Source organism: Streptomyces sp. NPDC090108 (assembly GCF_044747185.1).
In the GTDB taxonomy this organism is placed as follows: domain Bacteria; phylum Actinomycetota; class Actinomycetes; order Streptomycetales; family Streptomycetaceae; genus Streptomyces.
Genome location: NZ_JBIVDQ010000012.1, coordinates 1 through 23,961 on the forward strand (window position 1 = coordinate 1; position 23,961 = coordinate 23,961).

The 23,961-nt window shown below is 72.5% G+C and carries 24 protein-coding genes; 10 read left to right on the forward strand and 14 right to left on the reverse strand.

Translation table 11 applies throughout. The features are described from left to right. Positions 1–363: 363 nt before the first annotated feature. A complete protein-coding gene (locus ACIPRD_RS31575; RefSeq protein ID WP_401568057.1) occupies positions 364–1,005 on the reverse strand; it encodes a DNA-3-methyladenine glycosylase in 642 nt (213 codons plus the stop codon). Positions 1,006–1,105: 100 nt separating this feature from the next. Between ACIPRD_RS31575 and ACIPRD_RS31580 the strand changes: the two genes are divergently transcribed. The 3 genes from ACIPRD_RS31580 (at position 1,106) to ACIPRD_RS31590 (ending at position 3,178) form a co-directional block, all read left to right on the forward strand. Next, positions 1,106–1,888, forward strand: coding sequence for a sporulation protein (locus tag ACIPRD_RS31580; RefSeq protein ID WP_401568059.1), 783 nt, complete (start codon positions 1,106–1,108; stop codon positions 1,886–1,888). 75 nt (positions 1,889–1,963) lie between these two features. After that, positions 1,964–2,503, forward strand: coding sequence for a YbhB/YbcL family Raf kinase inhibitor-like protein (locus ACIPRD_RS31585; protein WP_401568061.1), 540 nt, complete (start codon positions 1,964–1,966; stop codon positions 2,501–2,503). Positions 2,504–2,671: 168 nt separating this feature from the next. Further along, complete coding sequence (locus tag ACIPRD_RS31590) at positions 2,672–3,178, forward strand: HNH endonuclease (RefSeq protein ID WP_356411461.1); 507 nt, start codon at positions 2,672–2,674, stop codon at positions 3,176–3,178. An 80-nt stretch (positions 3,179–3,258) separates the two neighbouring features. Here the strand turns inward: ACIPRD_RS31590 and ACIPRD_RS31595 are convergent, their stop codons facing one another. From ACIPRD_RS31595 to ACIPRD_RS31605, 3 genes are all read right to left on the reverse strand, one after another. Next, positions 3,259–4,224: an SPFH domain-containing protein gene (locus tag ACIPRD_RS31595; RefSeq protein WP_356411458.1), complete on the reverse strand. Its 966-nt coding sequence runs from the start codon at positions 4,222–4,224 to the stop codon at positions 3,259–3,261. Between the two features lie 110 nt (positions 4,225–4,334). Then, on the reverse strand, positions 4,335–4,766 hold the full coding sequence (locus ACIPRD_RS31600; protein ID WP_356411455.1) for an NfeD family protein: 432 nt from the start codon (positions 4,764–4,766) through the stop codon (positions 4,335–4,337). 82 nt (positions 4,767–4,848) lie between these two features. After that, positions 4,849–5,640 (reverse strand): ABC transporter ATP-binding protein, encoded by a 792-nt coding sequence (locus ACIPRD_RS31605; RefSeq protein WP_356411452.1) that lies wholly within the window; start codon positions 5,638–5,640, stop codon positions 4,849–4,851. 150 nt (positions 5,641–5,790) lie between these two features. Between ACIPRD_RS31605 and ACIPRD_RS31610 the strand changes: the two genes are divergently transcribed. Then, positions 5,791–6,579 (forward strand): hypothetical protein, encoded by a 789-nt coding sequence (locus ACIPRD_RS31610; RefSeq protein WP_356411449.1) that lies wholly within the window; start codon positions 5,791–5,793, stop codon positions 6,577–6,579. Positions 6,580–6,735: 156 nt separating this feature from the next. Here ACIPRD_RS31610 and ACIPRD_RS31615 read toward each other — a convergent pair whose 3' ends face one another. From ACIPRD_RS31615 to ACIPRD_RS31625, 3 genes are all read right to left on the reverse strand, one after another. Beyond that, positions 6,736–6,975 (reverse strand): chaplin, encoded by a 240-nt coding sequence (locus ACIPRD_RS31615; protein WP_356411446.1) that lies wholly within the window; start codon positions 6,973–6,975, stop codon positions 6,736–6,738. Positions 6,976–7,146: 171 nt separating this feature from the next. Further along, positions 7,147–7,788 carry a response regulator transcription factor gene (locus tag ACIPRD_RS31620; RefSeq protein WP_356411443.1) on the reverse strand — a complete coding sequence of 214 codons (642 nt, stop codon included), beginning with the start codon at positions 7,786–7,788 and terminating at the stop codon, positions 7,147–7,149. Further along, positions 7,781–8,926 carry a GAF domain-containing sensor histidine kinase gene (locus tag ACIPRD_RS31625; protein WP_356411440.1) on the reverse strand — a complete coding sequence of 382 codons (1,146 nt, stop codon included), beginning with the start codon at positions 8,924–8,926 and terminating at the stop codon, positions 7,781–7,783. Before ACIPRD_RS31625 ends, ACIPRD_RS31620 begins: the two co-directional genes overlap by 8 nt. 244 nt (positions 8,927–9,170) lie before the next feature. Here ACIPRD_RS31625 and ACIPRD_RS31630 point away from each other — a divergent pair, with 244 nt between their 5' ends. The 3 genes from ACIPRD_RS31630 to ACIPRD_RS31640 all read left to right on the forward strand — a co-directional run bounded on the left by ACIPRD_RS31630 (position 9,171) and on the right by ACIPRD_RS31640 (position 11,990). Further along, positions 9,171–9,866: an SDR family NAD(P)-dependent oxidoreductase gene (locus ACIPRD_RS31630; RefSeq protein ID WP_401568065.1), complete on the forward strand. Its 696-nt coding sequence runs from the start codon at positions 9,171–9,173 to the stop codon at positions 9,864–9,866. Next, a complete protein-coding gene (locus tag ACIPRD_RS31635) occupies positions 9,863–11,014 on the forward strand; it encodes an S-adenosylmethionine:tRNA ribosyltransferase-isomerase (RefSeq protein WP_356411434.1) in 1,152 nt (383 codons plus the stop codon). Before ACIPRD_RS31630 ends, ACIPRD_RS31635 begins: the two co-directional genes overlap by 4 nt. Positions 11,015–11,294: 280 nt before the next feature. Beyond that, a complete protein-coding gene (locus ACIPRD_RS31640; protein WP_356411431.1) occupies positions 11,295–11,990 on the forward strand; it encodes a transglycosylase SLT domain-containing protein in 696 nt (231 codons plus the stop codon). Positions 11,991–12,079: 89 nt separating this feature from the next. Here the strand turns inward: ACIPRD_RS31640 and ACIPRD_RS31645 are convergent, their stop codons facing one another. Beyond that, entirely contained in the window at positions 12,080–14,638 is a 2,559-nt protein-coding gene (locus ACIPRD_RS31645) for an FHA domain-containing protein (RefSeq protein WP_401568067.1), read from the reverse strand. A 242-nt stretch (positions 14,639–14,880) separates the two neighbouring features. Here ACIPRD_RS31645 and ACIPRD_RS31650 point away from each other — a divergent pair, with 242 nt between their 5' ends. Next, positions 14,881–17,247, forward strand: coding sequence for a streptophobe family protein (locus ACIPRD_RS31650; protein ID WP_401568070.1), 2,367 nt, complete (start codon positions 14,881–14,883; stop codon positions 17,245–17,247). A gap of 481 nt (positions 17,248–17,728) precedes the next feature. Next, entirely contained in the window at positions 17,729–18,937 is a 1,209-nt protein-coding gene (gene serB, locus ACIPRD_RS31655; protein WP_356411422.1) for a phosphoserine phosphatase SerB, read from the forward strand. A 66-nt stretch (positions 18,938–19,003) separates the two neighbouring features. Here serB and ACIPRD_RS31660 read toward each other — a convergent pair whose 3' ends face one another. From ACIPRD_RS31660 to ACIPRD_RS31675, 4 genes are all read right to left on the reverse strand, one after another. Beyond that, positions 19,004–19,522, reverse strand: coding sequence for a SixA phosphatase family protein (locus ACIPRD_RS31660; RefSeq protein ID WP_401568073.1), 519 nt, complete (start codon positions 19,520–19,522; stop codon positions 19,004–19,006). A gap of 115 nt (positions 19,523–19,637) precedes the next feature. Further along, a complete protein-coding gene (locus tag ACIPRD_RS31665) occupies positions 19,638–19,844 on the reverse strand; it encodes a hypothetical protein (protein WP_401568076.1) in 207 nt (68 codons plus the stop codon). 197 nt (positions 19,845–20,041) lie between these two features. Further along, positions 20,042–20,161, reverse strand: a complete 120-nt coding sequence (locus tag ACIPRD_RS31670; protein WP_356411413.1) for an SGM_5486 family transporter-associated protein — start codon at positions 20,159–20,161, stop codon at positions 20,042–20,044. 179 nt (positions 20,162–20,340) lie between these two features. Further along, positions 20,341–21,864: a CynX/NimT family MFS transporter gene (locus tag ACIPRD_RS31675; protein ID WP_401568183.1), complete on the reverse strand. Its 1,524-nt coding sequence runs from the start codon at positions 21,862–21,864 to the stop codon at positions 20,341–20,343. Between the two features lie 73 nt (positions 21,865–21,937). Here ACIPRD_RS31675 and ACIPRD_RS31680 point away from each other — a divergent pair, with 73 nt between their 5' ends. Further along, positions 21,938–22,630: a FadR/GntR family transcriptional regulator gene (locus ACIPRD_RS31680; RefSeq protein ID WP_401568078.1), complete on the forward strand. Its 693-nt coding sequence runs from the start codon at positions 21,938–21,940 to the stop codon at positions 22,628–22,630. Here ACIPRD_RS31680 and ACIPRD_RS31685 read toward each other — a convergent pair. After that, the gene (locus ACIPRD_RS31685; RefSeq protein ID WP_401568081.1) at positions 22,608–22,952 is read right to left on the reverse strand and encodes a hypothetical protein; all 345 of its coding nucleotides are present in this window, start codon (positions 22,950–22,952) and stop codon (positions 22,608–22,610) included. The genes ACIPRD_RS31680 and ACIPRD_RS31685 overlap by 23 nt on opposite strands. A gap of 238 nt (positions 22,953–23,190) precedes the next feature. Further along, positions 23,191–23,958, reverse strand: a complete 768-nt coding sequence (fabI, locus tag ACIPRD_RS31690; RefSeq protein ID WP_356411401.1) for an enoyl-ACP reductase FabI — start codon at positions 23,956–23,958, stop codon at positions 23,191–23,193. Between the last annotated feature and the right edge of the window lie 3 nt (positions 23,959–23,961).

Here is a 23,961-nt window from a genome sequence, read left to right on the forward strand (position 1 = left end):
CGACTCTATCAGATCGTTTTCCGATCCGATTTCCTCGGTGCTTTCCAGGTCTTCGCTCTCGCGTTTCCCTTTCCGGCGGTTCCGACTCTATCAGACCCTTTCGGCGTCCGATTCCCAGTCAGCGGGATTTGTCTGGGGCTTTCAGCTTTCGCCTGTCGGCCTTTCGACATTCACTACGCTAGCCGATTCCCCCGGCGGATTCATAATCGAGTCCCGCGGGTTCGGAATTCGGGCATGCGAGCACGCCGAATGGACCCCCGCTGAGGGATGTCGTAGGTAGTGGGTTGACCGCTTCCGGCTGCAGACGACTGTCGTACCCGGTTCAAGCGGCTCGGAGAACATTACGCAGGTCTGAGGGCCGAGTCAACGTGACCTGCGTCTCGGCACATGCGCCCGGTACGGGCTCACCGTCGGGTCGTCGGCGATCCAGAAGCGCCAGGGGTGGATCCCGCCGTCACCGGACACTCCGGTCCGGGGACCGTTGCACACCTGGTCGGCGGTGACGGGAGCGCCGGCGAGGATCCGCAGCGGCGACCCGGTGACAGCACAGGCGTCCACGCCGTCGAGGGAGCGGTCGACGTCCAGGGCCGTGGCCAGCCGGGCCGGCCCTTTGGCCAGTTCCTTGTCGCTCCGGGCCGAAAGCCGACGTTTACGGGCGGGCCCGGCGCCTTCGACGATCTCGCCCGCCCGCAGCAGCACGGCGCTCGCGTCGCCCACGGGCCCGCAGACGAGGTTCATGCAGTGCCACATGCCGTAGGTGAAGTAGACGTAGACGTGTCCGGGGGGTCCGAACATCACGTCGTTGCGGGGAGTGCGTCCGCGGAAGGCGTGCGAGCCGGGGTCGTTCGCGCCGTCGTACGCCTCCACCTCCGTGAGGCGTAGCGCGATCGGCCCGTCGGGGGTCTCGCGGACCAGCACACGGCCGAGGAGATCGGGGGCGACGTCCAGGACAGGCCTGTCGAAGAAGTCTCGGGGCAGTGGCATACGGTCCGGGGGCGCGATCATGCCCTCCGAGCGTAGTCCAGACGCGTCTCGGTCACGGCGGAACCGGTTGCGCCCGGTTCGCGTTTGTACGGACCGAGGATCCAATCGTCAAGGGAGAGTCATGGCGTTCAAGAAGCTGCTCGCGAGCCTCGGAGCCGGCGGGGCTTCGGTCGAGACGGTGCTGACCGAGGTCAACGTCGTGCCCGGCGGGGTCGTCCAGGGTGAGGTGCGGATCCAGGGCGGGTCCGTGAACCAGAACATCGAGGGCCTGTCGGTGGGCCTCCAGGCCAAGGTCGAGGTGGAGAGCGGCGACCAGGAGTACAAGCAGGACATCGAGTTCACGAGGGTGCGGCTCGGCGGCGCCTTCGAGCTCCAGGCGGGGGCGGTGCACGCGGTGCCGTTCGGCCTGGACATCCCGTGGGAGACGCCGGTCACGATGATCGACGGTCAGGCGCTGCGCGGCATGCACATCGGTGTCACCACCGAGCTGCAGATCGCCCGCGCGGTGGACTCCGGCGACCTCGACCCGATCAACGTGCACCCGCTGCCGGCCCAGAAGGCCATTCTCGACGCGTTCATCCAGCTGGGCTTCCGCTTCAAGAACGCGGACATGGAGCGCGGCCACATCCGGGGCACCCGGCAGCGGCTGCCGTTCTACCAGGAGCTCGAGTTCCACCCGCCCACGCAGTACCGGGGGCTGAACCAGGTCGAGCTGAGCTTCGTCGCGGACGAGCACGCGATGGACGTCATCCTGGAGATGGACAAGAAGCCGGGTCTGTTCAGCGAGGGCTCGGACACCTTCCGCTCCTTCCAGGTCGGCCTGCACGACTTCCACGCGACCGACTGGGCCGCGTACCTCAACCAGTGGCTCTCCGAGGTCGGCAGCCGCCGCAACTGGTTCTGAGGCCCGGTCCGTGAAGAGCGGGGAGCCGCCCCTTAGGCTCGGACCATCCAAGGGAATCGATCAGGAGGTACCCAGGTGACCGAGCTCGAGCGGCGGCCGCTCCCCCATGACTTCCATCCGCCCGTCCCGTCGTTCACGGTGACGAGCGAGGACATCGAGGAGGGCGGCATCCTGCAGGACGCCCAGGTCTACGCGGAGGGGAACATCTCGCCGCAGCTGAGCTGGGAGGGCTTCCCCGCCGGGACCAAGAGCTTCGCCGTGACCTGCTACGACCCCGACGCGCCGACCGGCAGCGGGTTCTGGCACTGGGTGGTGTTCGACATCCCGGCCTCCGTGACGGAGCTGCCGGCGGGCGCGGGCAGCGGCTCGTTCGCGGGGCTGCCCGCGGGTGCCGTGCAGGTGCGCAACGACTACGGCACGAAGGACTTCGGCGGTGCCGCCCCGCCGCCCGGTGACGGTCCGCACCGGTACGTGTTCACGGTGTACGCGGTCGACGAGGAGAAGCTGGGGCCGGACGCGGACGTGTCGCCCGCCGTCGTCGGTTTCAACCTCCGCTTCCACGCGATCGCGCGCGGACAGCTGATCGGGGAGTACGAGAACCCGCAGAAGGGCTGACGGCCCGCGGTCACCCCCGGCCGAGCGTTCACGGAACGTTTGCCCGCCTCTGGTCCTGGAAGAGATCGGAGGCGGGCACTTTTTATTGCGTTGTCCATCCCGGCGCGCCCGTACAGAGTTGATCCGTGCCCGCCGGGGGCGGGCGGTCGCACACGGGAGGTGGGCTGGATGCGTGACACGCTGGTGCTGAACGCGAGTTTCGAGCCGCTGTCGACAGTGACTCTGAACCGGGCGGTCGTCCTGGTGCTCCAGGACAAGGCCGTGGTCGAACAGGCCCATCCCGATCTGCGTCTGCGGGGCGCCGAGGTGGACATACCCGCGCCCCGGGTGATCAGGCTCTGCCGTTACGTACGGGTGCCCTTCCGAAGACAAGCACCATGGTCGAGGCGAGGGGTGCTGGTCAGGGACCGGCACCGGTGCGCGTACTGCGGGAACAGGGCGACGACCGTGGACCATGTGGTGCCGCGGTCGCGGGGCGGGCGGGACACGTGGCTGAACACGGTCGCCGCGTGCGCGCAGGACAATCACCGCAAGGCCGACCGGACGCCGGAGGAGGCGGGCATGACGCTGCTGCGCGGCCCGTTCGAACCGACGCCCCAGGACGCGATGCTGCTCGCGCTGGGGCGCGACGGCTACGACGCGCTGCCGGAGTGGCTCTCCCGGAGTGCCGCGTAGCGGATACGTGAGAGGGGCCCGCCTTCCGTGGAAGGCGGGCCCCTCTGCGTGCGGGTGCGCGGTGTCGTACGCGCGGGCCGTCAGTCGATCGAGGGCTTCTCGCGGCGCTCCGTGCCCGGGGCGTTGCCCTGGGTCGGGACGGAGCCGCCGCGGCCTCCGGAGCCGCCGGCGAAGGGGCCGAAGTTGCCCATCGCGCCGGACAGTCCCTTGAGGGCGTCGCCGATCTCGCTGGGGACGATCCAGAGCTTGTTGGCGTCGCCTTCGGCGATCTTCGGGAGCATCTGGAGGTACTGGTAGGAGAGGAGCTTCTGGTCCGGGTCGCCGGCGTGGATCGCCTCGAAGACCGTACGGACCGCCTGGGCCTCGCCCTCGGCGCGGAGCGCGGCGGCCTTGGCCTCACCCTCGGCGCGCAGGATCTGGGACTGCTTCTCGCCCTCGGCGGTGAGGATCGCGGCCTGGCGCGTGCCTTCCGCGGTGAGGATCGCGGCGCGCTTGTCACGGTCGGCGCGCATCTGCTTCTCCATCGAGTCCTGGATGGAGGTGGGCGGCTCGATGGCCTTCAGCTCGACGCGGTTGACGCGGATGCCCCACTTGCCGGTGGCCTCGTCGAGGACGCCGCGCAGGGCCGCGTTGATCTCCTCACGGGAGGTGAGGGTCCGCTCCAGGTCCATGCCGCCGATGATGTTGCGCAGGGTGGTGACGGTGAGCTGCTCGATCGCCTGGATGTAGCTGGCGACCTCGTAGGTGGCGGCCCGCGCGTCGGTCACCTGGTAGTAGATGACGGTGTCGATGTTCACGACCAGGTTGTCCTGGGTGATCACCGGCTGGGGCGGGAACGGCACGACCTGTTCACGCAGGTCGATGCGGTTGCGGATGGTGTCTATGAACGGGACGACGATGTTGAGGCCCGCGTTCAGCGTGCGTGTGTAGCGGCCGAAGCGCTCGACGATCGCGGCGCTGGCCTGTGGGATGACCTGGATGGTCTTGATCAGGGCGATGAAGACCAACACCACCAGAATGATCAGGACGATGATGACCGGTTCCATCGTGGTCCCCGTACCCCTCTCCGCCTCGGCGCATCGGCAGATCTCTCGGTTGTCGAAGATCTTGCTGGTCGAGTCTGACAGACCGTCGTGCAACTCGGGGGGCAGATGCCTCAGATGACGATCGCGGTGGCCCCCTCGATCTCCACGACGTCCACCTCCTGGCCGGCTTCGTAGGCGCGCCGGGTGTCGAGCGCGCGGGCCGACCAGACCTCTCCGGCGAGCTTGATCCGGCCTCCCGATCCGTCGACGCGTTCCAGGACGACGGCCTGCCTGCCCTTCAACGCGTCCACCCCGGTGGCCAGTCCGGGGCCGCGACGGGCGTGCCGGTTGGCGAGGGGACGGACGACGGCGATGAGGGCGACCGAGACGACGATGAAGGTGAGGACCTGGACGACGGCACCGAAGCCGAGGCCGGCGGCGACGGCGGCCGCGACGGCTCCCACCGCCAGCATGCCGAACTCCGGCATCGCCGTGACCACGAGCGGGATGCCGAGCGATGCCGCACCGACGAGCCACCACACCCATGCGCCGATGTCGTCCACGAAGGTCATGGTAGGGCGGGGCCGGGGCGGCCGACAGGGGGCGAACCGGGACGGAGCGGTACCGGGGCCGGGCCGGGGGGCGTCAGGAGAGGGGCAGCCCGTGCGCGGTCCAGCGGTCGCCGACCTGCTCGACGACGAGGGGGAGGCCGAAGCAGAGGGAGAGGTTGCGGGAGCTGAGCTCCAGCTCGATCGGACCGGCGGCCATGACCTTGCCCTGGCGGATCATGAGGACGTGGGTGAAGCCGGGGGCGATCTCCTCGACATGGTGGGTGACCATGATCATCGAGGGGGCGATGGGGTCGCGGGCCAGCCGGCCGAGGCGGCGGACCAGGTCCTCGCGGCCGCCGAGGTCGAGGCCCGCGGCGGGCTCGTCGAGCAGGAGCAGCTCGGGGTCGGTCATCAGGGCCCGGGCGATGAGGGTGCGCTTGCGCTCGCCCTCGGAGAGCGTGCCGAACTTGCGGTCCAGGTAGTCGCTCATGCCGAGCCGGTCGAGGAAGGCGCGGGCGCGCAGCTCGTCGACCGCCTCGTACTCCTCCTGCCAGTGGGCCGTCATGCCGTAGGCGGCGGTCAGGACGGTCTCCAGGACGGTCTGGCTCTTGGGGAGCTTCTCCGCCATGGCGATGCCGGCCACGCCGATGCGCGGGCGCAGCTCGAAGACGTCGACCTTGCCGAGGGTCTCGCCGAGGATGCTGGCGGTGCCCTTGCTGGGGAAGAGGTAGCTGGAGGCGACGTTGAGGAGGGTGGTCTTGCCGGCGCCGTTGGGGCCGAGGATGGCCCAGCGCTCGCCCTCCTTCACCGACCAGGAGACCTGGTCCACGAGAGCCCGGCCCTCACGGACCACGGATACGTCCTGAAGCTCCAGAACATCGCTCATGAGCGCGTTGTCTCCCCTTGCAGTGTGCCGGTCTCGGCTGTCGCGTACGCCTGTGGGCTCGGTCCGCCGCGCCGTGGGCGCAGCCCCCTATGAAATCTACGCCACGCGTACACCGCTCCATCCCATCGGTCCGGTCCTTAGGGTGGGGGCATGCTCTCGGAACCACGTTCAGGACGCCTCGCCGCTTGGGGAAATGCCCTATTGGCCGGATTTGCCTCCCCCGACGACGCCGCGCTCGCCATCGTCGGCGAGGACGCGGTGCACCGGGTGGAGGGGCTGCCGGGCGAGTCCGCCCCGGTCGGGCTGACGCTCGCCCTGGGGCGGTTGCGGGCCCTGGGGGCGACGGGGCTCAGGGTGGCGCTGCCCGTGCCGGGGCATCCGCTGGGGCTGAGCGGTCCGCCGGAGTTCAACGCGCGGGCGCTGGAGGCCGAGGAGGCGGTGATCTGCTTCGGTGCCGCGTTCGGGCTGGTGCCGGAGGTGTCCGAGGCGGGGCCCGCGGGCGATGTGCACGTCGAGGTGGTCTGGCACGTGCTGCCGGTGCGGGAGGCGCCGCCCGCCGACGTGCCCTCGCTGGGCGAGGCCGAGCGGGAGCTGGCGGAGGCCCTGCGGGAGGCGACCGTGGTGCTGTCGCGGCTGGACGTGGCCGGGTCGGGTCCGGTGGCCGAGGCCGCGATCGACGCGTACCGGGCGCGGGCCGCGCACGGCCGGGAGGTGCTGGCGCCGGGATATCCGCCGCGGGCGGTACGGGTGCTGGAGCTGGCGCAGCGGGTCGGGCTGCTGGTGTCCTTGGCCTACGACAACGGGCACGGGGGCGCGGTCAGTTCGGGCGAGATGGCGGCGCGGGCCGAGGCTCTGCGGCCGGTGGAGCGCACGGCGCGGCGGGCGTTGGTGGCGGCGTACAACTCCGCCGTGGAACAGCGGGAACGCGGCGCTCGCTGAGCACCGCGCTTCCGGAAGTGGTGAGGGCGAAGCGGGTCTTCGCCGGGTCGCGTCGCGTTCCCGGGCGCCGGGCGGGCTGGGGGTGGCCGCCCGGCGCCGGAAGGTGTTCCCCGGTCCGGCCTCAGTGGCCGGGGCCGGAGGCGACGCGGTCCGGGCTCAGCCGTTGAGGCCGATGTTGCCGAAGGCCGGGTTCAGCAGGCCGATGACGTTCACGCTGTTGCCGACGGCGTTGACCGGGACGTGCACCGGGACCTGGACGACGTTGCCCGAGACGACGCCCGGGGAGTGCTTGGCCTCGCCGCCGGACCAGGAGTCGGCGGAGGCCATCCCCGCGCCCGCGGCCATCAGGCCCGTGGCCACCATCGTCACGGCCGCGGCCTTCTTCAGGTTCTTCACTGTCCAACCCCTCCTAGGCGTTCACCGCGGCGGTTCGCCGCGGCACGCACTGGAGAACGGCCGTGACCGCCGGAGGATGCGCCGTACGGGTGACATTCCCACGACGGTATGAATCTCAGACCGGAATAAAAACCTCCGAATTGCCGTGCGGGTGACGGCGGTTCCGGTGTTTCAGCCGGTCACCCCGTGCCGTACGGCCCACAGCGCGGCCTGGGTGCGGTCGGCGAGGTCGAGCTTCATCAGGATGTTCGAGACATGCGTCTTGACGGTCTTCTCCGACAGCACCAGGGCGCGGGCGATCTCCCGGTTGGAGCGCCCGTCGGCTATCAGGCCGAGCACCTCGCGCTCCCGTTCGGTGAGCGAACTCCCCCTGCCGTGGCCGGAACCGGTCTCCTCCTGGGAGAGCAGTGCGCCGGCCACCTCGGGCTGGAGCAGGATGTGCCCGGCGTGCACCGAACGGATGGCGCCGGCCAGCGCGTCGGGGTCCACGTCCTTGTAGACGTATCCGGCGGCGCCCGCGCGCAGGGCCGGGACGACCGTGCGCTGTTCGGTGAAGCTGGTGACGATCAGCACCCGTGCGGGGTTGTCGAGCGCGCGGAGCCTGCGCAGGGCCTCGATGCCGTCCATGCCCGGCATCTTGACGTCCATGAGGACGATGTCGGGGCGCAACTCCTCGGCGCGGGCGACTCCTTCGGCGCCGTCGGCGGCCTCGCCGACGACCTCGATGTCGTCCTGGACCTCCAGGAAGGTGCGCAGCCCCCGGCGGACGACCTGGTGGTCGTCGACGATGAGCACCTTGATCGGGTCAGCCACCGGGCACCTCCATCTCGATCGTGGTGCCCTTGCCGGGCGCCGATTCCACGGTCAGTGTGCCGCCCACCCCGCTCGCCCGGTCCCGCATGGAGACGAGGCCCAGGTGGCGTCCGGCGCGGCGGACCGTCGTGGGGTCGAAGCCGCCGCCGTCGTCCGCGACGCGCAGGACGGCGCCGGCGCCGCGCCGGCCGACGGTGACCTCGACGTGCTCCGCGCCGGAGTGGCGCAGGGCGTTGTGCAGGGCCTCCTGGGCGACCCGGAGCAGGGCCTCCTCCTGGGCCGCGGGCAGCGCGCGGAAGCCGGTGGCGGCGAACGTCACGCGTGCGGAGTGGGCGCGGTCGAGCACCTGGATCTGGGTGCGCAGGGTGGCGAGGAGGCCGTCCTCGTCGAGTGCGGCGGGGCGCAGTTCGACCACGGCGGAGCGCAGTTCGTCGGCGGCCTCGGCGGCGAGCGCGGCCACCTGGTGCAGTTCGCGCTTGGCGCGGACGGGGTCGCGGTCGACGAGCGCGGCGGCGGCCTGGGCGGTCAGGCGCAGGGAGAAGAGCTTCTGGCTGACCGCGTCGTGCAGTTCGTGGGCGAGCCGGGAGCGTTCCTCGGAGATGGTCAGTTCGCGGCTGCGCTCGTAGAGCCGTGCGTTGGTGAGGGCTATGGCGGCGTGCTGGGCGAGGATGGCGAGCAGTTCCTCGTCCTCCTCGGTGAAGCCGCAGCTCCCCTCGGGCTTCGGGCAGTTCTTGTTGGCGAGGAAGAGGGCGCCGATGACCTCGTCCCCGTCGCGCACGGGCAGGCCGAGGAAGTCGACGAGGTCCGGGTGGGCGTCGGGCCAGCCCTCGAAGCGCGGGTCCTTGCGGACGTCGGCGAGGCGCTCGGGCCGGGCCTCGTGGAGCATCGCGGCGAGGATGCCGTGCTGGCGGGGCAGCGGGCCGATGGCCTTCCACTGGGCGTCGCTGACGCCGTCGACGACGAACTGGGCGAAGCCGCCGTGGTCGTCGGGGACGCCGAGGGCGGCGTACTGGGCGTCGAGCAGTTCGCGGGCGGAGGCGACGATCGTCTTGAGGACGTCGCGCACCTCCAGATGCCTGCTCATGGCCAGCAGCGCGGCGCTCACCGCGGCGAGGCCGGACCGGGGACCGTGACTCATGTCCTCACGGTACCGGCGGGGTACGACAGCGCGGATCGGGCCCGCGGCGGCCCTTCGCGGTCCGCCCGGCCTAGGTCCGGCGGAGTAGGCCGCGGGCCGGGACGTACGTCGTGGGGCCCGGGGCGCGCGGCGTACGCCGAAGGGCCCCGGCGTTCTGCGGCCCGGGGCCGAGGCGGTGCGGCGGCCCGCGTTCCTACCGTGTGGTCACCGCCCGCCGGGGCGGCAGGACGAGGGGACGGTTGCCATGCCGGTAGCGATCATCACGGGGGCTTCGAAGGGGCTGGGGCGGGCGCTGGCCGGGGCGCTGGCCGCGCGGGGCTGGGATCTGGTGCTGGACGCCCGGGGCGCGGCGGCGCTAGAGGAGGCGGCGGGGGCGGCGGCCGGGCACGGGGCGCGGGTGACGGCGCTCGCGGGGGACGTGACGGACGCCGGGCACCGGGCGGAGCTGGTGGCGGCCGCCCGGAAGCTGGGCGGGGTGGATCTGCTGGTGAGCAACGCGAGCGCGCTGGGTGCCGAGCCGCTGGTGCGGCTGGCGGAGCTGCCGCTGGAGGGGCTGCGGCGGGCGCTGGAGGTGAACGTGGTGGCGGCGCTCGGCCTGGTCCAGGAGGCGCTGCCGCTGCTGCGGGAGTCGCCGGCCGGGGCGGTGCTCACGGTCAGCTCGGACGCGGCGGTGGAGGCGTACGGGACGTGGGGCGGGTACGGCGCCTCGAAGGCCGCGCTGGACCGGCTGGCGGCGGTGCTGGGGGTGGAGGAGCCGGGGCTGCGGGTGTGGGCGGTGGACCCCGGTGACATGGCGACGGACCTGTACGCGGCGGCCGTACCAGACGACGACGGGGCGCGGCCGGCGCCGGAGTCGGTCGTACCGGCGTTCCTGCGGCTGCTCGACGAGCGGCCGGCCGGCGGGCGCCGCACGGCCGGGGATCTGGCGGAGGGGCGATGATCACGGGGCTGAGGGTTCCCGGGGAGCTGCTGGCGCGGGTGCCCGCCGAGCAGCGGGGTCCGGGGCGCGGGCGGGACTCGGTGCGGCTGCTGGTGTCGCGGGGCACCGAGGTGGAGCACCACGTGTTCCGGGAGCTGCCGCGGCTGCTGCGGGCCGGGGACCTGCTGGTGGTGAACACCTCGCCGACGCTGGCCGCGGCGGTGGACGGGCGCGTCGGGCACGCGCGCGTGGTGGTGCACTTCTCCACGCGCGGGGACGACGGGCGCTGGGCGGTGGAGCTGCGGGTGCCCGACGGACGGGGTGCTACGCGCGCGTGGGCGGGTGGGCACGCGGGGGCGGGCGCGGGCGGGCCCGCAGGGGTAGGGGTGCGGTTGCCGGGCGGGGCGCGGCTGGTGCTCCAGGAGCCGCTGAGCGGGCGCGGCGACCGGCTGTGGTGGGCGCGGCTGTCGGGCGCGGAGGCGGTCGGGCTGCTGCGGGAGCACGGGCGGCCCATCCGCTACGCGTACACGGAGCGGGACCAGCCTCTCTCGGCGTACCAGACCGTGTTCGCGCTGGCCGCGGCGGACGGGGCGGGCAGTGCGGAGATGCCGAGCGCCGCGCGGCCGTTCACCGCGTGGACGGTGACGGAGCTGGTGAGCCGCGGGGTGGGGTTCGCGCCGGTGACGCTGCACACGGGGGTGGCGTCGGCGGAGGCGCACGAGCCGCCGTACCCGGAGTGGTTCTCGGTGCCGGAGACGTCGGCGCGGCTGCTGAACGCCGCGCGGGCGGAGGGCCGCAGGGTGATCGCGGTGGGGACGACGGCCGTGCGGGCCGTGGAGTCGGCGGCGGGGGCGGACGGGGTGGTGCGGGCGGCCGAGGGGTGGACGGATCTGGTGGTCACGCCGGGGCGGGGGGTGCGGGTGACCGACGGGCTGCTGACGGGGCTGCACGAGCCCGAGGCCTCGCATCTGCTGATGCTGGAGGCGGTGGCGGGCAGGGCCGCGGTCGACCGCGGCTACGAGGAGGCGCTGCGCGGGCGGTATCTGTGGCACGAGTTCGGGGACGTGCACCTCCTGCTCCCGGCGGACGGACCCCGCTCCCGCCGGACCGAGCTCACCCAGAGCATTGCGTCAGCAACTCGCAGTGAGACGGATCTCCGGCCCATGTGAGGCCGCACATAGGGTGCACATCACGTACGAACGGACATAGGAGATAAAGCCTCCCCACGCGAACGGGACAGACGCACCTATCTGTCCCGTTTTGTCCTTCCCCGATCCACTACCCGGGATCGTACGTCACACCTTTGCCAGGGCATTTTGCTCCCGCTAAGAATTGCTCTCGTCGCTCAGCGCCGTGGGGTTCCCCCCTCGGCGTTCGTGTGGGAGGAGCCGATTCCCCCGGCGGACGCAGGAGCGACCTCCGCGCTTCATCACGAGAGGTCCATCAGCTATGCCCGAGAACATCCTCAGCCGTCTCCATCGCCGCGGCCGCCCCATGACCAAGCACCAGAAGACCGCCCTCGCGGGTGTCAGCGTGCTCGGCGCCGCCGCGATCGCGCTGTCGGCCGTCCCCGGTCACACCGGCACCGCCACCACCGGTTCCACGGCGGCCCCCGCCGCGGCCTCCGTGCAGTACCAGGGCGCCCCGGTCAAGGCCGTCAAGGGCACCCTCACCGACCAGCTCGCCGCCCGGACCGTCAAGCTGGACACCATCGAGGCGCACACGAAGGCCGACGCCAAGAAGGTCACCGAGGTCCGCACCGAGCAGGCCGCGAGCCGCTCCGCGGTGCGTCTGCCGATGCAGACCGTCGCCGCGAAGACCTACTCCAACAGCCTCGACGGCTGGATCCGCCACTCCCTGGACATCATGCACGCCAAGGGCATCCCGGGCAGCTACTCGGGCCTGCACCGCAACATCATGCGGGAGTCCTCCGGCAACCCGATGGCCATCAACGGCTGGGACATCAACGCGATCAACGGCATCCCGTCGAAGGGCCTGCTCCAGGTCATCCAGCCGACCTTCAACACGTACCACGTCTCCGGCACCTCGTGGAACATCTACGACCCGGTCGCGAACATCACCGCCGCCGCCAACTACGCGGCTCACCGGTACGGTTCGATCGACAACGTCAACAGCGCGTACTGAGGCCTGCGCGGACCTCTCGCCGACGCGCGAAGGGCGGCACCCCCACAAGGGGTGCCGCCCTTCTCGTCATGGCGCCGCGCCGGCCGGCGCTACTTCCGCATGACCTCCGGCTCGTGCCGCCGCAGGAAGCGGGCGACGAGGAAGCCGCAGATCACACCGAGGACGATCAGCACCGCCATGTCCAGGCCCCAGGCGGACGCCTGGTGGTCCCAGAGCGGGTCCGTGCTGCCGGGGTCGTCGGTGTTCGGGGCGATGTTGTTGAAGTCCAGCGTCGTGCCCGCGGCCGCGACCGCCCAGCGCGACGGCATCAGGTACGAGAACTCGTTGACGCCGATCGTGCCGTGCAGGGTGAACAGGCAGCCGGTGAAGACGACCTGGATGATCGCGAACATCACCAGCAGCGGCATGGTCTTCTCGGCGGTCTTCACCAGCGAGGAGATCACCAGGCCGAACATCATCGAGGTGAAGCCGAGCGCCATCACCGGCAGGCACAGCTCCAGCAGGGTCGAGCCGCCGAGGACCAGGCCCCGGTCGGGGATCTCCCGGCTGGAGAAGCCGATCAGGCCGACCATCAGGCCCTGGAGCACGGTGACGGCACCGAGGACGACCACCTTCGACATCAGGTACGCCGACCGGGACAGGCCCGTCGCGCGCTCCCGCTCGTAGATGACCCGCTCCTTGATCAGCTCACGGACCGAGTTCGCCGCGCCCGCGAAGCACGCGCCGACCGCGAGGATCAGCAGGACGGTGGTCGCCGTGCCGTTCGGCACGGGGAACCCGGTCTTGGCGTTGACGGGGTTCACCAGCAGACCCCTGTTGTGGTCGATCAGCAGGCTGACCGCGCCCAGCACCGCCGGCAGGATCACCGTCAGCGCCAGGAAGCCCCGGTCGGAGCCGATGACCGCCACGTACCGCCGTATCAGCGTGAGCAGCTGCGAGCCCCAGCTCTGCGGCTTGGGCGGCTTGACGGCCTGCGGCGGAGGCATGTGTACGGACTGCGGGGCGACCGCGTCGATGTCCGCGGCGTACATCTGGTAGTGCTGCGAGCCCTTCCAGCGGCCGGCCCAGTCGTAGTCGCGGTAGTTCTCGAAGGCGGAGAAGACGTCGGCCCAGCTGTCGTAGCCGAAGAAGTTCAGGGCCTCCTCCGGCGGACCGAAGTAGGCGACCGCACCGCCCGGCGCCATCACCAGCAGCTTGTCGCACAGGGCGAGCTCGGCCACCGAGTGGGTGACCACGAGGACCGTACGGCCGTCGTCGGCCAGGCCCCGCAGCAGCTGCATGACATCGCGGTCCATGCCCGGGTCCAGGCCCGAGGTCGGCTCGTCCAGGAAGATCAGCGACGGCTTGGTGAGCAGCTCCAGCGCCACCGAGACCCGCTTGCGCTGGCCGCCGGACAGGGAGGTGACCTTCTTGGCCTTGTGGACGTCCAGCTTCAGCTCGCGCAGCACCTCGTCGATGCGGGCGTCGCGCTCCCCCGGCGTGGTGTCGGCCGGGAAGCGCAGCTTGGCCGCGTACTTCAGGGCCTTTCTGACGGTCAGCTCCTTGTGCAGGATGTCGTCCTGCGGGACCAGACCGATGCGCTGGCGCAGCTCGGCGAACTGCTTGTAGAGGTTCCTGTTGTCGTACAGGACCTCGCCCTGGTTGGCGGGCCGGTAACCGGTGAGCGCCTTCAGCAGCGTCGACTTGCCGGAACCGGAGGGGCCGATCACCGCGATCAGCGACTTCTCCGGGACACCGAAGGAGACGTCCTTCAGGATCTGCTTGCCGCCCTCGACCTCGACGGTCAGATGCCGGGCCGAGAAGGAGACCTCGCCGGTGTCGACGAACTCCTCCAGCCGGTCGTCGACGATCCGGAACGTGGAGTGCCCGACACCGACGATGTCGTTCGGGCCGAGCGGCGTCGTGCTGCCCTTGGCGATCGGCTGACCGTTGACGAACGTGCCGTTGTGCGAGCCGAGGTCGCGGATCTCGAAACGGCCGTCGGGCGTCGACTGGAACTCGGCGTGGTGCCGGGAGACCTGGAGGTCGGAGACGACCAGCTCGTTGTCCAGCGCACGGCCGATGCGCATCACGCGGCCGAGCGAGAACTGGTGGAACGTCGTGGGACTGCGGTCGCTGTGGACCGGCGGCGGCACCGGGCCGTCCGCGGGCACCTTCTGGATGTACTGCTCGCCCGGACCGCCCTGCTGCTGCGGGAACGGCGCGGGCTGCTGCTGCCAGCCGGCCTGCGGTGCCTGCTGGTGGGCGGCGGCCTGGTACGGCTCCTGCTGCTGCGGCGCCTGCTGCGCCCAGCCCGCCCCCGCGCCCTGCGCGGCGTACGGTGCCGCCTGCTGCGGGGCCTGCGCGGCCGGGTGGGCGGCACCGGACAGGTTCAGGCGCGGCCCGTCGTTCGCGTTGCCGAGGTGCACCGCCGAACCGGGGCCGATCTCGGTCCGCTGGACCCGACTGCCTTCCAGGAACGTGCCGTTGGTGCTGCCGTGGTCCTCGATGACCCAACTGCGGCCGTCGAAGCTGACCGTGGCGTGGCGCCAGGACACCCTGGCGTCCTCGAAGACGATGTCACCCTGCGGATCGCGTCCGAGAGCGTAGGACCTGGACGGGTCGAGCGTCCACGTCCGTCCGTTTGTTTCCAGTACGAGTTCAGGCACTCCATGCCCCACTGAGTTGTCCCCCGAATTACCCCCGTCATGGGGAGTCTAGGGATGTCGAACATCGTGGGGAACTATTCCAGGCCCCGCCTCCTGACCGAAAGCCGGGCCTTGCGCGGAGCGCCCGCGCACGCTTCGACTCGCCCCCGTTGACGGGGTTGAAACCGGGCCGGAGAGTGGTAATCCACCGCGAGGGGGACAAGCGCGGCCAGGAGACCGCATCGCGGATCGGGGGGTCGGCCATGGGTTCGGCGACAGGCACCAGGGTTGTACGGCAAGGGACTTCGCTCCCGTGGGGGAACGTCCTGCTGTCGGCGGTCGCCGCGGTCAGCTGGGCGCTGATCGGGATGGCGGCCACGGCCGCGCTCGGACTCCATCTGCTGGGAGCGGACGCGAAGGCCTCACTGGGCCCCATGACAGCGGCAGTTGTGGCCCTCGGGGCGGGTGGTTCGGTCTCGACGTCCGGAGACGTCTCCGCGTTCGGGCTGAAGGGCGCCGAGGCGCACACCGCCGTCGACATCACGCCACTGGGGGTGGGGCTGGCCGGCGCCCTGCTCCTGTCGTGGCTCTTCCTGCGGTCCCTGCGCGCGGCCGGGGCCGTGATCCGACCGGCCGAACTCCTCGCCCGCGCGGGGACGGTGACCGTGCTCTTCGCGGCGATGCTCGCCGGGCTGTCCTCGGCCGGGCACGACGTCATCACCCTGGACGGCGGCGCGCTCGGCCTCGACCGGCTGACCGGCGGAGGCGGCAAAGGCGGGGGCGGCGGCGGAGGGTTGCACATCCCCGGCGTCGGCGATCTCGGAGACCTCGGGAAGATCGGGGGCATCGGGGACCTCGGGGACCTCGGCGGGCTGCTGCCGGACCGGATCGGCGGCCTGATCCACGCCAAGGCGGCCGTCGCCTTCACCGTCGACACCGTGCCCACGGTCCTCGGTGCCGCCGCCTGGTCCGCCGGGGTCCTCCTGATCGCCCTGCTCGCCTCCCGCCGCACTCCCCTGCCGGCCGCCTGGGACGCCGTGCACCGGGTGGTGCGGCCGGCCTGTTCCGCTCTCGTCACCGTGCTGCTGGCCGCCGTCGTGGCCGGTCTCGCCGCCGCGGCGTACGCGGCCGTCGGCGACGACCACCCGCGGCGGATCGCCGGCGCGGCCCTGCTCGGCGCGCCCGACGGGGTCTGGCTCGGGGTCCCGCTCGGTCTCTTCGTCCCCTGGGACGGCAGGGCCACCGGGGTACTGGCCACCCTGCTCCCCCACCCGCTCGACCAGCTGCTGAGCGGCGGCTCCGGCCGGCCCGTCACCGTGGGCCGGCTGGCCGCACTGGACGGGCGGGTGTGGCTGCTGGCGGTGGCGGCGGCGCTCGCGATGCTGCTGGCGGGCGTACTGACCGCGGTACGGACGCCGGTGCCCGTGCCGGAGCCTGGCTTGGGGGCGCGGGGGCAGGGGGCGCGCGCGTCGGGGGCGCGGGGGCTGGGGGCGCGGAGGCAGGGGGGCCGTGCGCTGAGGGCTCACTCTCCGGGGGCGGGGGCTCCGGGCGCCGGTCTGCGCTTCGCCGGGCACTGCGCGGTGCGGCTCGGCGCCGTGACGGCGCTCGCGCTGCCTCTGCTCACCTGGCTGACGGACGTCTCGGTGAAGGCCTCGCTGTCCGTGCTCGGCTTCGACGCCTTCGGGGCCGGTGTCACCCTGCACGGCCGGCTCGGCACGGCGTTCCTGCTGGGCGCCGTGTGGGGCGCGGCGGCGGGAGCGGCGGGAGCGCTGCTGGCCGTCCTGACCGGCACTGCGGGGACCCGGGCGATACGTCCGCCGCGGGCCGGCCTCACGGCGGAGCCGGGGGCGGGTACCGCGGTGGAGCCGGGGGCCGCGGTGGAGGCGCCGGCCGGTGGGAGCGGCCCCGGTGAGGGCGGCCCGTACGGCCCGTACGGCGGGTACGTCGAGTACGGCGGTGAGGGCAGGCGCGGCGAGTACGCCGATTACGGCGGTGGGGGCGAGCGCGGCGAGTACGCCGACTACGGCCGCGAGGGCGGGGCTCCTCGGTACGGCGGCGTGGGCGGGCCGTACACACCGGGCACGCCGTACCGGCCGCCGAACCCGGACACGAACCCCTACCTCCGGGTGCCGGAGGAACTGCGCGAGGGCCCGCGGGACGCCCGTCCGCCGTCACACCGGGGGCGGCGTGGGGCGGATGCGGGAGGGGCCGAGGAGCGCGGGGGGTCCGAGGCCCGCAGGCGCGGCGGGCCCGGGAGCGCGGGAGGGCCTGCCGGGCAGGGCGGTCGGGGTGGGCAGGGCGGGCCACGTGGTCAGGGCGGTTCAAGTGGGCCAGGCGGCGGCACGGGTGCCGGAGGCGCCCCCGGACCCTCCGGGAACCCCGGGAACCCCGGGAACCCCGGGAACCCCGGGAACCCCGGGAACCCCGACGATGATGTGTACGGCGCCCCCACGATCGCCCGTCCCCTCGGCCCGCTTCCGCCCGTGCCCCGGAACCGACCCGGCGGCCGGCCCGGTGGCCGGCCCCGCGACGGCTCGCGGAACCCGCCGGACGGGCCGGACGACGGGCCGCCGCCTCCTCCCCCGCCACCCCCGATGCCGCCCCCTCCGTCCGGGAGGCCCAGGCGGTGAGTCCGGGCGGGCACGCGGAAGTCGTGACAGGGCCCGGCGGCGGCACAGCTCGCCAGGCGGTCGCCGCCGCCGTCTCCTCTGTCGTTGTGCCACGGACGGAAGCGCACTGGAGCCGGCGGAGGCGGACGGGGTGGGCCGTCGCCGGACCGGGCAAGCAGGCGCCGCCGGAGGCGGCAGGGCGGGCCGCCGTCGCCGGAGCGGGCAAGCAGGTGCCGCCGGACGCAGCCGGACAAGCTCTCGCAGAGCCGGGCAAACCGGTGCCGCCGGACGCAGCCGGGCGGGCCCCTGCCGGACGGGCGGACCGTCGGCGCCGGAAGCGGACCTTCGGCGCCGGAAACGGGCGGACGGGCCGTTGCCGGACAGCGGCGAACCGTTGCCGGGAGGCAAGGTCGCCTCCACCGGCCGGACACCCATTGTTCCGTGTCCGTCAGACGGACCGCTCAGGCGAAAGGCACGGGGTGCCGGATACGGTGGTGACACCATGAGCGCTTCGCAGACCCCCGAGGTCCCCACTCTCCTCGTCAAGATCTTCGGCAAGGACAGGCCGGGCATCACGGCCGGCCTCTTCGACACCCTTGCCGCCTACGTCGTCGACGTGGTCGACATCGAGCAGGTCGTCACGCGGGGGCGGCTGGTGCTGTGCGTGCTGATCACCCCGCCGCCCGCCGGGCTGGAGGGCGACCTGCGGGCCACGGTGCACAGCTGGGCCGAGTCGATGAAGATGCAGGCGGAGATCATCTCCGGCCACGGCGACAACCGGCCCCGCGGTCTCGGGCGCTCGCTGGTGACCGTTCTCGGACACCCGCTGACCGCCGAGTCGACGGCCGCCATCGCCGACCGGATCGCGAAGGCCGGCGGCAACATCGACCGCATCTTCCGGCTCGCCAAGTATCCGGTGACCGCGGTGGAGTTCGCGGTGTCCGGCGTCGGGACGGAGTCGCTGCGCACGGCTCTGGCGTCGGACGCGGGGGCACTCGGTGTCGACATCGCCGTCGTCTCGGCCGGTCTGCACCGCCGGGCCCAGCGGCTGGTGGTGATGGACGTCGACTCCACCCTGATCCAGGACGAGGTCATCGAGCTGTTCGCCGCGCACGCGGGCTGCGAGGACGAGGTCGCCGCGGTGACGGCGGCGGCGATGCGCGGGGAGCTGGACTTCGAGCAGTCGCTGCACGCGCGGGTGGCGCTGCTGAAGGGGCTGGACGCCTCGGTGGTGGAGAAGGTGCGTGCCGAGGTCCGGCTGACCCCGGGCGCGCGGACCCTGATCCGGACCCTGAAGCGGCTCGGTTACCAGGTCGGCGTGGTGTCCGGCGGGTTCACGCAGGTCACGGACGATCTCAAGGAACGGCTCGGGCTGGACTTCGCCCAGGCCAACACGCTGGAGATCGTCGACGGCAAACTGACCGGAAGGGTCACCGGCGAGATCGTGGACCGGGCGGGCAAGGCGCGGCTGCTGCGCCGGTTCGCCGCGGAGGCGGGAGTGCCGCTGGCGCAGACGGTGGCGATCGGTGACGGTGCCAACGATCTGGACATGCTGAACGCGGCGGGTCTGGGTGTCGCCTTCAACGCGAAGCCGGTGGTCCGCGAGGCGGCGCACACGGCGGTGAACTTCCCCTTCCTGGACACGGTCCTGTATCTGCTGGGCATCACCCGCGAAGAGGTCGAAGCCGCGGAGACCCACGACGAGGACTGAGGCGGACCCGGACGAAAGAGGCACCCGGCACCGTCGCGGTGCCGGGCGCCGCTGCCGGGCGGCGGGTCACTCGGAGGGCTCCCAGTAGTCCGTGAGCGTGGCGGTGCCCGGTTCCAGGCCTTTCCAGCTGCCGTCGTAGGCCAGCACCGCGAAGCCGGCGGCGGGGAAGCCGCGACGCCTCATCCGCTCGCGGGAGTCTCCGTCGGACTCGCCGGCCAGGATGTCGGCCACGCCGTGCATCCCGGGGTTGTGACCGATGAGGATCACATGGCGCACGTCGTCGGGGATCTCGTTCAGCAGGGCGATGAGTTCGCCGGGCGAGGCCTCGTAGGCCCGCTCCTCGTAGACGGTTTTCGGCCGGTGCGCGAGCTCGGGGACGGCGAGCTTCCAGGTCTCCCGGGTCCGGACGGCGCCGGAGCACAGGGCCAGGTCGAAGGGGATGCCGGTGCCGGCGAGTGCCCGTCCGGCCACCGCGGCGTCCTTGCGTCCCCGCTCGGCGAGCGGGCGGTCATGGTCGGACACCTGCGGCCAGTCGGCTTTCGCATGCCGGAAGAGGACGATCTTGCGGGGTTCTGCGACGCTCATGCGACCCAGCTTCGCATGAAACAGGCCACCCGGCGCAGGGAGTTGACATGCGGATTCACTCCATGGAGACAGCGCCGCGGCCCCGGTGCGACGGCCCGGGCGCGAGGGGCCGCGTTCAGCGCGTCACGAGCTGCCGGACGTGCGTGAGGAGCTGGGCGACCGCCGGGGTGCCGCTCGCCGCGTGCGCGTCCGACGGGTTGAGTATCAGCGCGAACAGGGCGGCGAAGGCGAGCGCGGGCAGGGCGAGCGCCCACCAGGGCAGCCGGATGCCGACGCCGTCCGTGATCGCCGGGTGGGGCCGGGTGTGCGTTCGGGCCCGCATGGCCGCCTCCGTGGGTCTCCGGGTGGTCCCACGGCCCTCTGCCGCGGTCACTCCTCGAAGCTACGGCCTCCGGAGACGTCAACCCATCCGGAAAGCCACCCACTTGACCCTGATCCTCGCCCCCTAGGGGACAGGGGGGCAGGCCCCGTGAAGGACAGGGGGCAGACCCCACCCCGGAGAGGCGGGCGGCACCCGGGTCAGGGCGAGGCGAGCGTCGCGATGATGCCGATGATCACGAAGATGGCGAAGAACGAGCCGAAGACGATCAGCATCTTCTTCTGGCCGTTCTGCGGATTCGGGTCGAGCACAGGCTGCATGCGCCCAGTCTCGCACCCTTCGTCCGGAACGGACGCGGCGGGGCCGTCCGGTGCGTCGCGGCCGCCGGGCCGTACAGCGGGCCGGTCCGTACGGCGGGCGGACCACCGGCACGGACCAGCGGCACGGACCACCGGCACGGACCGGCCGCACGGACCGCACGCACGGACCGGCCGCCGGGTCAGCGGCGGGCCGCCTCGTCCTCGACCGTGCGGGGGCGGCCCGCCAGGAAGCCGACCGCCATCTGCGGCAGCATCAGGGCCGCCATGAGGCCCAGCGGCAGCCCCCAGCCGCCGCTGTGCTGGTAGAGCACGCCGACCAGCAGCGGGCCGGGGATGGAGATCAGATAGCCCGTGCTCTGCGCGAAGGCGGACAGCTGGGCCACGCCCGGACCGGTCCTGGCCCGCATGCCGACCATCGTCAGGGCCAGCGGGAAGGCGCAGTTGGAGATGCCCAGCAGCAGGGCCCAGACCCACGCGCCGGACGCCGGGGCGAGGTACAGGCCGGTGTAGCCGGCGAGGCCGCAGACGCCCAGGACCAGCACGATGGGGCCCTGATGGGGCAGCCGGGTGGCGAGCCGCGGGATGACGAACGCCAGCGGGACGCCCATGACCATGGTGACCGCGAGCAGCACGCCCGCCGTGCCGGCCGGGACGCCCGCGTCGCGGAAGATCTGCGGCATCCAGCCCATCGTGATGTAGGCGGCGGTGGCCTGGAGCCCGAAGAAGACGGCGAGCGCCCAGGCGGTGCGGCTCCGGGTGATGCGCGGCGCGGGCTGCTCCGCCCCGGCCGACGCCGTGAAGCCCTGAGCCGCGAGGTCCTGAGCCGCGTGCTCCTGTGGCATGCGGTCCTGAGCCGCGAGGTCCCGGGCGGCCTGATCGCGGGCCGTGTGGTCCCGGGCGGCCGGGACGGACTCCGGGGCCGGTCCGGCGCCCCGTTCGCGCACCAGGGGGATCCAGGGCAGCACGGCGAGCCCCGCGAGCCCGGCCCACACCGCGAGCCCGGCCCGCCAGCTGCCGCCCATGGCGTCCGTCATGGGCACGGTGACGGCGGCGGCGAGGGAGGTTCCGAGGGCGAGGGCCATCGAGTACAGGCCGGTCATGGAGCCGACCCGGTCCGGGAACCAGCGCTTGACGATGACCGGCATCAGCACGTTGCTGACGGCGATGCCCATGAGGGCGAGCGCGCTGGCGCCCAGGAATCCGGCCGTTCCGCCGGCGAAGGGGCGTATCAGCAGGCCGGCGGTGATGGCGGCCATCCCGGCGCACACCACGGCCCCCGTGCCGAAGCGGCGGGCCAGCCGGGGTGCGGTGATGCCGAAGACGGCGAAGCAGAGCGGCGGCACGGAGGTGAGCAGTCCGGCGACGCTGCCGCTCATGCCGAGTCCGTCACGGACCTCCTCCATGAGGGCGCCCAGGCTGGTGATGGCCGGGCGGAGGTTCAGCGCGGACAGCACGATGCCGACGACGACCAGCCGGACCGCCCACGCGCGCGGGGCGGTGCCCGGGGTACGGGACACGCCGGACGCGGTCCGCGACGGGCCGGCCGTGGACACCGCGGCCGCACCGCTCGCCCCGGACGGCACGCGCGCGGGCGTCTCCCGCGCCGCCTCCTCGGTCGGCGCGACGGCGCTCTCGGCGTCCTGGGCGGACTTCTCCGTACGGGTTTCCACGGTCCGGGTCTCCTCACTGGCCATGCCGACCATCATAGAATCATGGGATGATTGGTTGTACATCCCCGGGGCGCCCCGGACCGGTCCCCCCGTGCGAAGGTGTGCCATGCCCCTGAGCCACCCACGTCGTTCGGCACTGTCCGAGCAGGTCATCTCCGCACTGCGCCAGCAGATCACCTCGGGCGAGTGGCCGGTCGGCGCGCGCATCCCGACCGAGCCGGAGCTGGTCGAGCAGCTCGGCGTCGCCCGCAACACCGTGCGCGAGGCCGTACGGGCGCTCGCGCACAACGGCCTGCTGGACATCCGCCAGGGCTCCGGCACCTATGTGGTGGCCACGAGCGAGCTGGCCGGGGTGATGCAGCGCAGGTTCGCGGGCGCGGACACCCGGCACATCGCCGAGCTGCGCTCCACGCTGGAGTCGGCGGCGGCGAAGCTGGCCGCCGAGCGGCGCACCGAGAAGGACCTCAAGCAGCTGGAGGTGCTGCTGCTGCGGCGCGAGGAGGCCTGGGAGAGCGGGGACGCGGAGGCCTTCGTGACGGCCGACGCGACGTTCCACCTGGCCGTGGTCGCCGCCTCGCACAACGACGTCATGACGGCGATGTACGCCGACCTGGGCGAGGTGCTCCGGGACTTGCTGCGCGCGGACGTGGGCACGCGGCTGACGCCCAGGGCGTACATGGACCACACGCGGCTGATGGACGCGATCCGCGCGGGTGACGCGGAGGCGGCCGCGGCGGAGGCGGCGGGCTACCCGTTCCTGTGCCGTCCGGACAGGTTCAGCGTTCCTTCTGGTGACTGATCCAGACCGAGCGGACTTCCTTCCAGCAGCGGCCGGTCAGGGTGACGGTCATGGCCGCCGCGGCGTCCACCGGGGCGCTGTCGGTGTCGATGTCCCACCAGCGGGCGCACTCGATGTGCAGGCGCACGCGGTCCGTGTCCACATAGGGGTTGTGGCAGTGGGCCACGACGTGGGAGCCGTCCACGGCGGTGCGGCAGGCGGCGCCGAACGGCGCGGGCGGTCTGCCGTCGTCCACGCGCGCGTGGGACACCGCGTCGCACGGCAGGGACAGGACGAGGGCCACGGCCGCGGTCACCGGGATCAGGCTGCGCGACAGGCGCACAGGGGAACCTCCTCGGCAGGCGGCGGAGGGAGACGCTCCTTGGAGGGGTGCGTGGTCCAGCGTGCGCGGCGGGGGCGGTGATCACCCGGCCGGTGGGCCGAACGGGTGACGGCCACCCGGGCCAGGACGGGCCGGAACGGGGCGGAGCGGGGCGCGACGAGGAGGAGCATCCCGGAACGCGCCGGGGCCCGCACCCCCGGAAGGGTGCGGGCCCCGGCGCGGTGCCGAGCCTCGTCGGTCAGGCGCCGATGGCGTGCAGGCCGCCGTCCACGTGGACGATCTCGCCGGTGGTCTTCGGGAACCAGTCGCTGAGCAGGGCGACGACGCCCTTGCCGGCGGGCTCCGGGTCCTTCAGGTCCCACTCCAGCGGGGAGCGGCTGTCCCACACGGCGGCCAGGTCGCTGAAGCCCGGGATGGACTTCGCGGCCATGGAGCCGAGCGGGCCCGCCGAGATGAGGTTGCAGCGGATGTTCTGCTTGCCCAGGTCGCGGGCGATGTAGCGGCTGGTGGCCTCCAGGGCGGCCTTGGCCGGGCCCATCCAGTCGTACTGCGGCCAGGCGAAGGACGCGTCGAAGGTGAGGCCGACGACCGAGCCGCCGTTCTGCATCAGCGGCAGGCAGGCCATGGTCAGGGCCTTCAGGGAGAACGCCGAGACGTGCATGGCCGTGGAGACCGACTCGAACGGCGTGTTGAGGAAGTTGCCGCCGAGCGCGTCCTGCGGGGCGAAGCCGATGGAGTGCACGACGCCGTCGAGGCCGCCCAGCTCCTCACCGACGACGTCGGCCAGGCGCGCGAGGTGCTCCTCGTTGGTGACGTCCAGCTCGATGACCTTGGCCGGCTTCGGCAGCTTCTTGGCGATGCGCTCGGTCAGCGTGGGCCGCGGGAACGCCGTCAGGATGATCTCGGCGCCCTGCTCCTGGGCCAGCTTGGCCGCGTGGAAGGCGATGGAGGACTCCGTCAGCACACCCGTGATCAGGATGCGCTTGCCCTCGAGGATTCCACTCATGGT

Bases quoted from the DNA above. Each gene is read 5' to 3' on its own strand.
- fabI (WP_356411401.1), bottom strand. From the start codon at position 23,958: ATGAGTGGAATCCTCGAGGGCAAGCGCATCCTGATCACGGGTGTGCTG.
- ACIPRD_RS31610 (WP_356411449.1), top strand. From the start codon at position 5,791: ATGCTCTCGGAACCACGTTCAGGACGCCTCGCCGCTTGGGGAAATGCC.
- ACIPRD_RS31675 (WP_401568183.1), bottom strand. From the start codon at position 21,864: ATGGTCGGCATGGCCAGTGAGGAGACCCGGACCGTGGAAACCCGTACG.
- ACIPRD_RS31595 (WP_356411458.1), bottom strand. From the start codon at position 4,224: ATGGAACCGGTCATCATCGTCCTGATCATTCTGGTGGTGTTGGTCTTC.
- ACIPRD_RS31665 (WP_401568076.1), bottom strand. From the start codon at position 19,844: ATGCGGGCCCGAACGCACACCCGGCCCCACCCGGCGATCACGGACGGC.
- ACIPRD_RS31635 (WP_356411434.1), top strand. From the start codon at position 9,863: ATGATCACGGGGCTGAGGGTTCCCGGGGAGCTGCTGGCGCGGGTGCCC.
- ACIPRD_RS31625 (WP_356411440.1), bottom strand. From the start codon at position 8,926: ATGAGTCACGGTCCCCGGTCCGGCCTCGCCGCGGTGAGCGCCGCGCTG.
- ACIPRD_RS31580 (WP_401568059.1), top strand. From the start codon at position 1,106: ATGGCGTTCAAGAAGCTGCTCGCGAGCCTCGGAGCCGGCGGGGCTTCG.
- ACIPRD_RS31605 (WP_356411452.1), bottom strand. From the start codon at position 5,640: ATGAGCGATGTTCTGGAGCTTCAGGACGTATCCGTGGTCCGTGAGGGC.
- ACIPRD_RS31660 (WP_401568073.1), bottom strand. From the start codon at position 19,522: ATGAGCGTCGCAGAACCCCGCAAGATCGTCCTCTTCCGGCATGCGAAA.
- serB (WP_356411422.1), top strand. From the start codon at position 17,729: ATGAGCGCTTCGCAGACCCCCGAGGTCCCCACTCTCCTCGTCAAGATC.
- ACIPRD_RS31590 (WP_356411461.1), top strand. From the start codon at position 2,672: ATGCGTGACACGCTGGTGCTGAACGCGAGTTTCGAGCCGCTGTCGACA.
- ACIPRD_RS31680 (WP_401568078.1), top strand. From the start codon at position 21,938: ATGCCCCTGAGCCACCCACGTCGTTCGGCACTGTCCGAGCAGGTCATC.
- ACIPRD_RS31630 (WP_401568065.1), top strand. From the start codon at position 9,171: ATGCCGGTAGCGATCATCACGGGGGCTTCGAAGGGGCTGGGGCGGGCG.
- ACIPRD_RS31640 (WP_356411431.1), top strand. From the start codon at position 11,295: ATGCCCGAGAACATCCTCAGCCGTCTCCATCGCCGCGGCCGCCCCATG.
- ACIPRD_RS31650 (WP_401568070.1), top strand. From the start codon at position 14,881: ATGGGTTCGGCGACAGGCACCAGGGTTGTACGGCAAGGGACTTCGCTC.
- ACIPRD_RS31575 (WP_401568057.1), bottom strand. From the start codon at position 1,005: ATGATCGCGCCCCCGGACCGTATGCCACTGCCCCGAGACTTCTTCGAC.
- ACIPRD_RS31670 (WP_356411413.1), bottom strand. From the start codon at position 20,161: ATGCAGCCTGTGCTCGACCCGAATCCGCAGAACGGCCAGAAGAAGATG.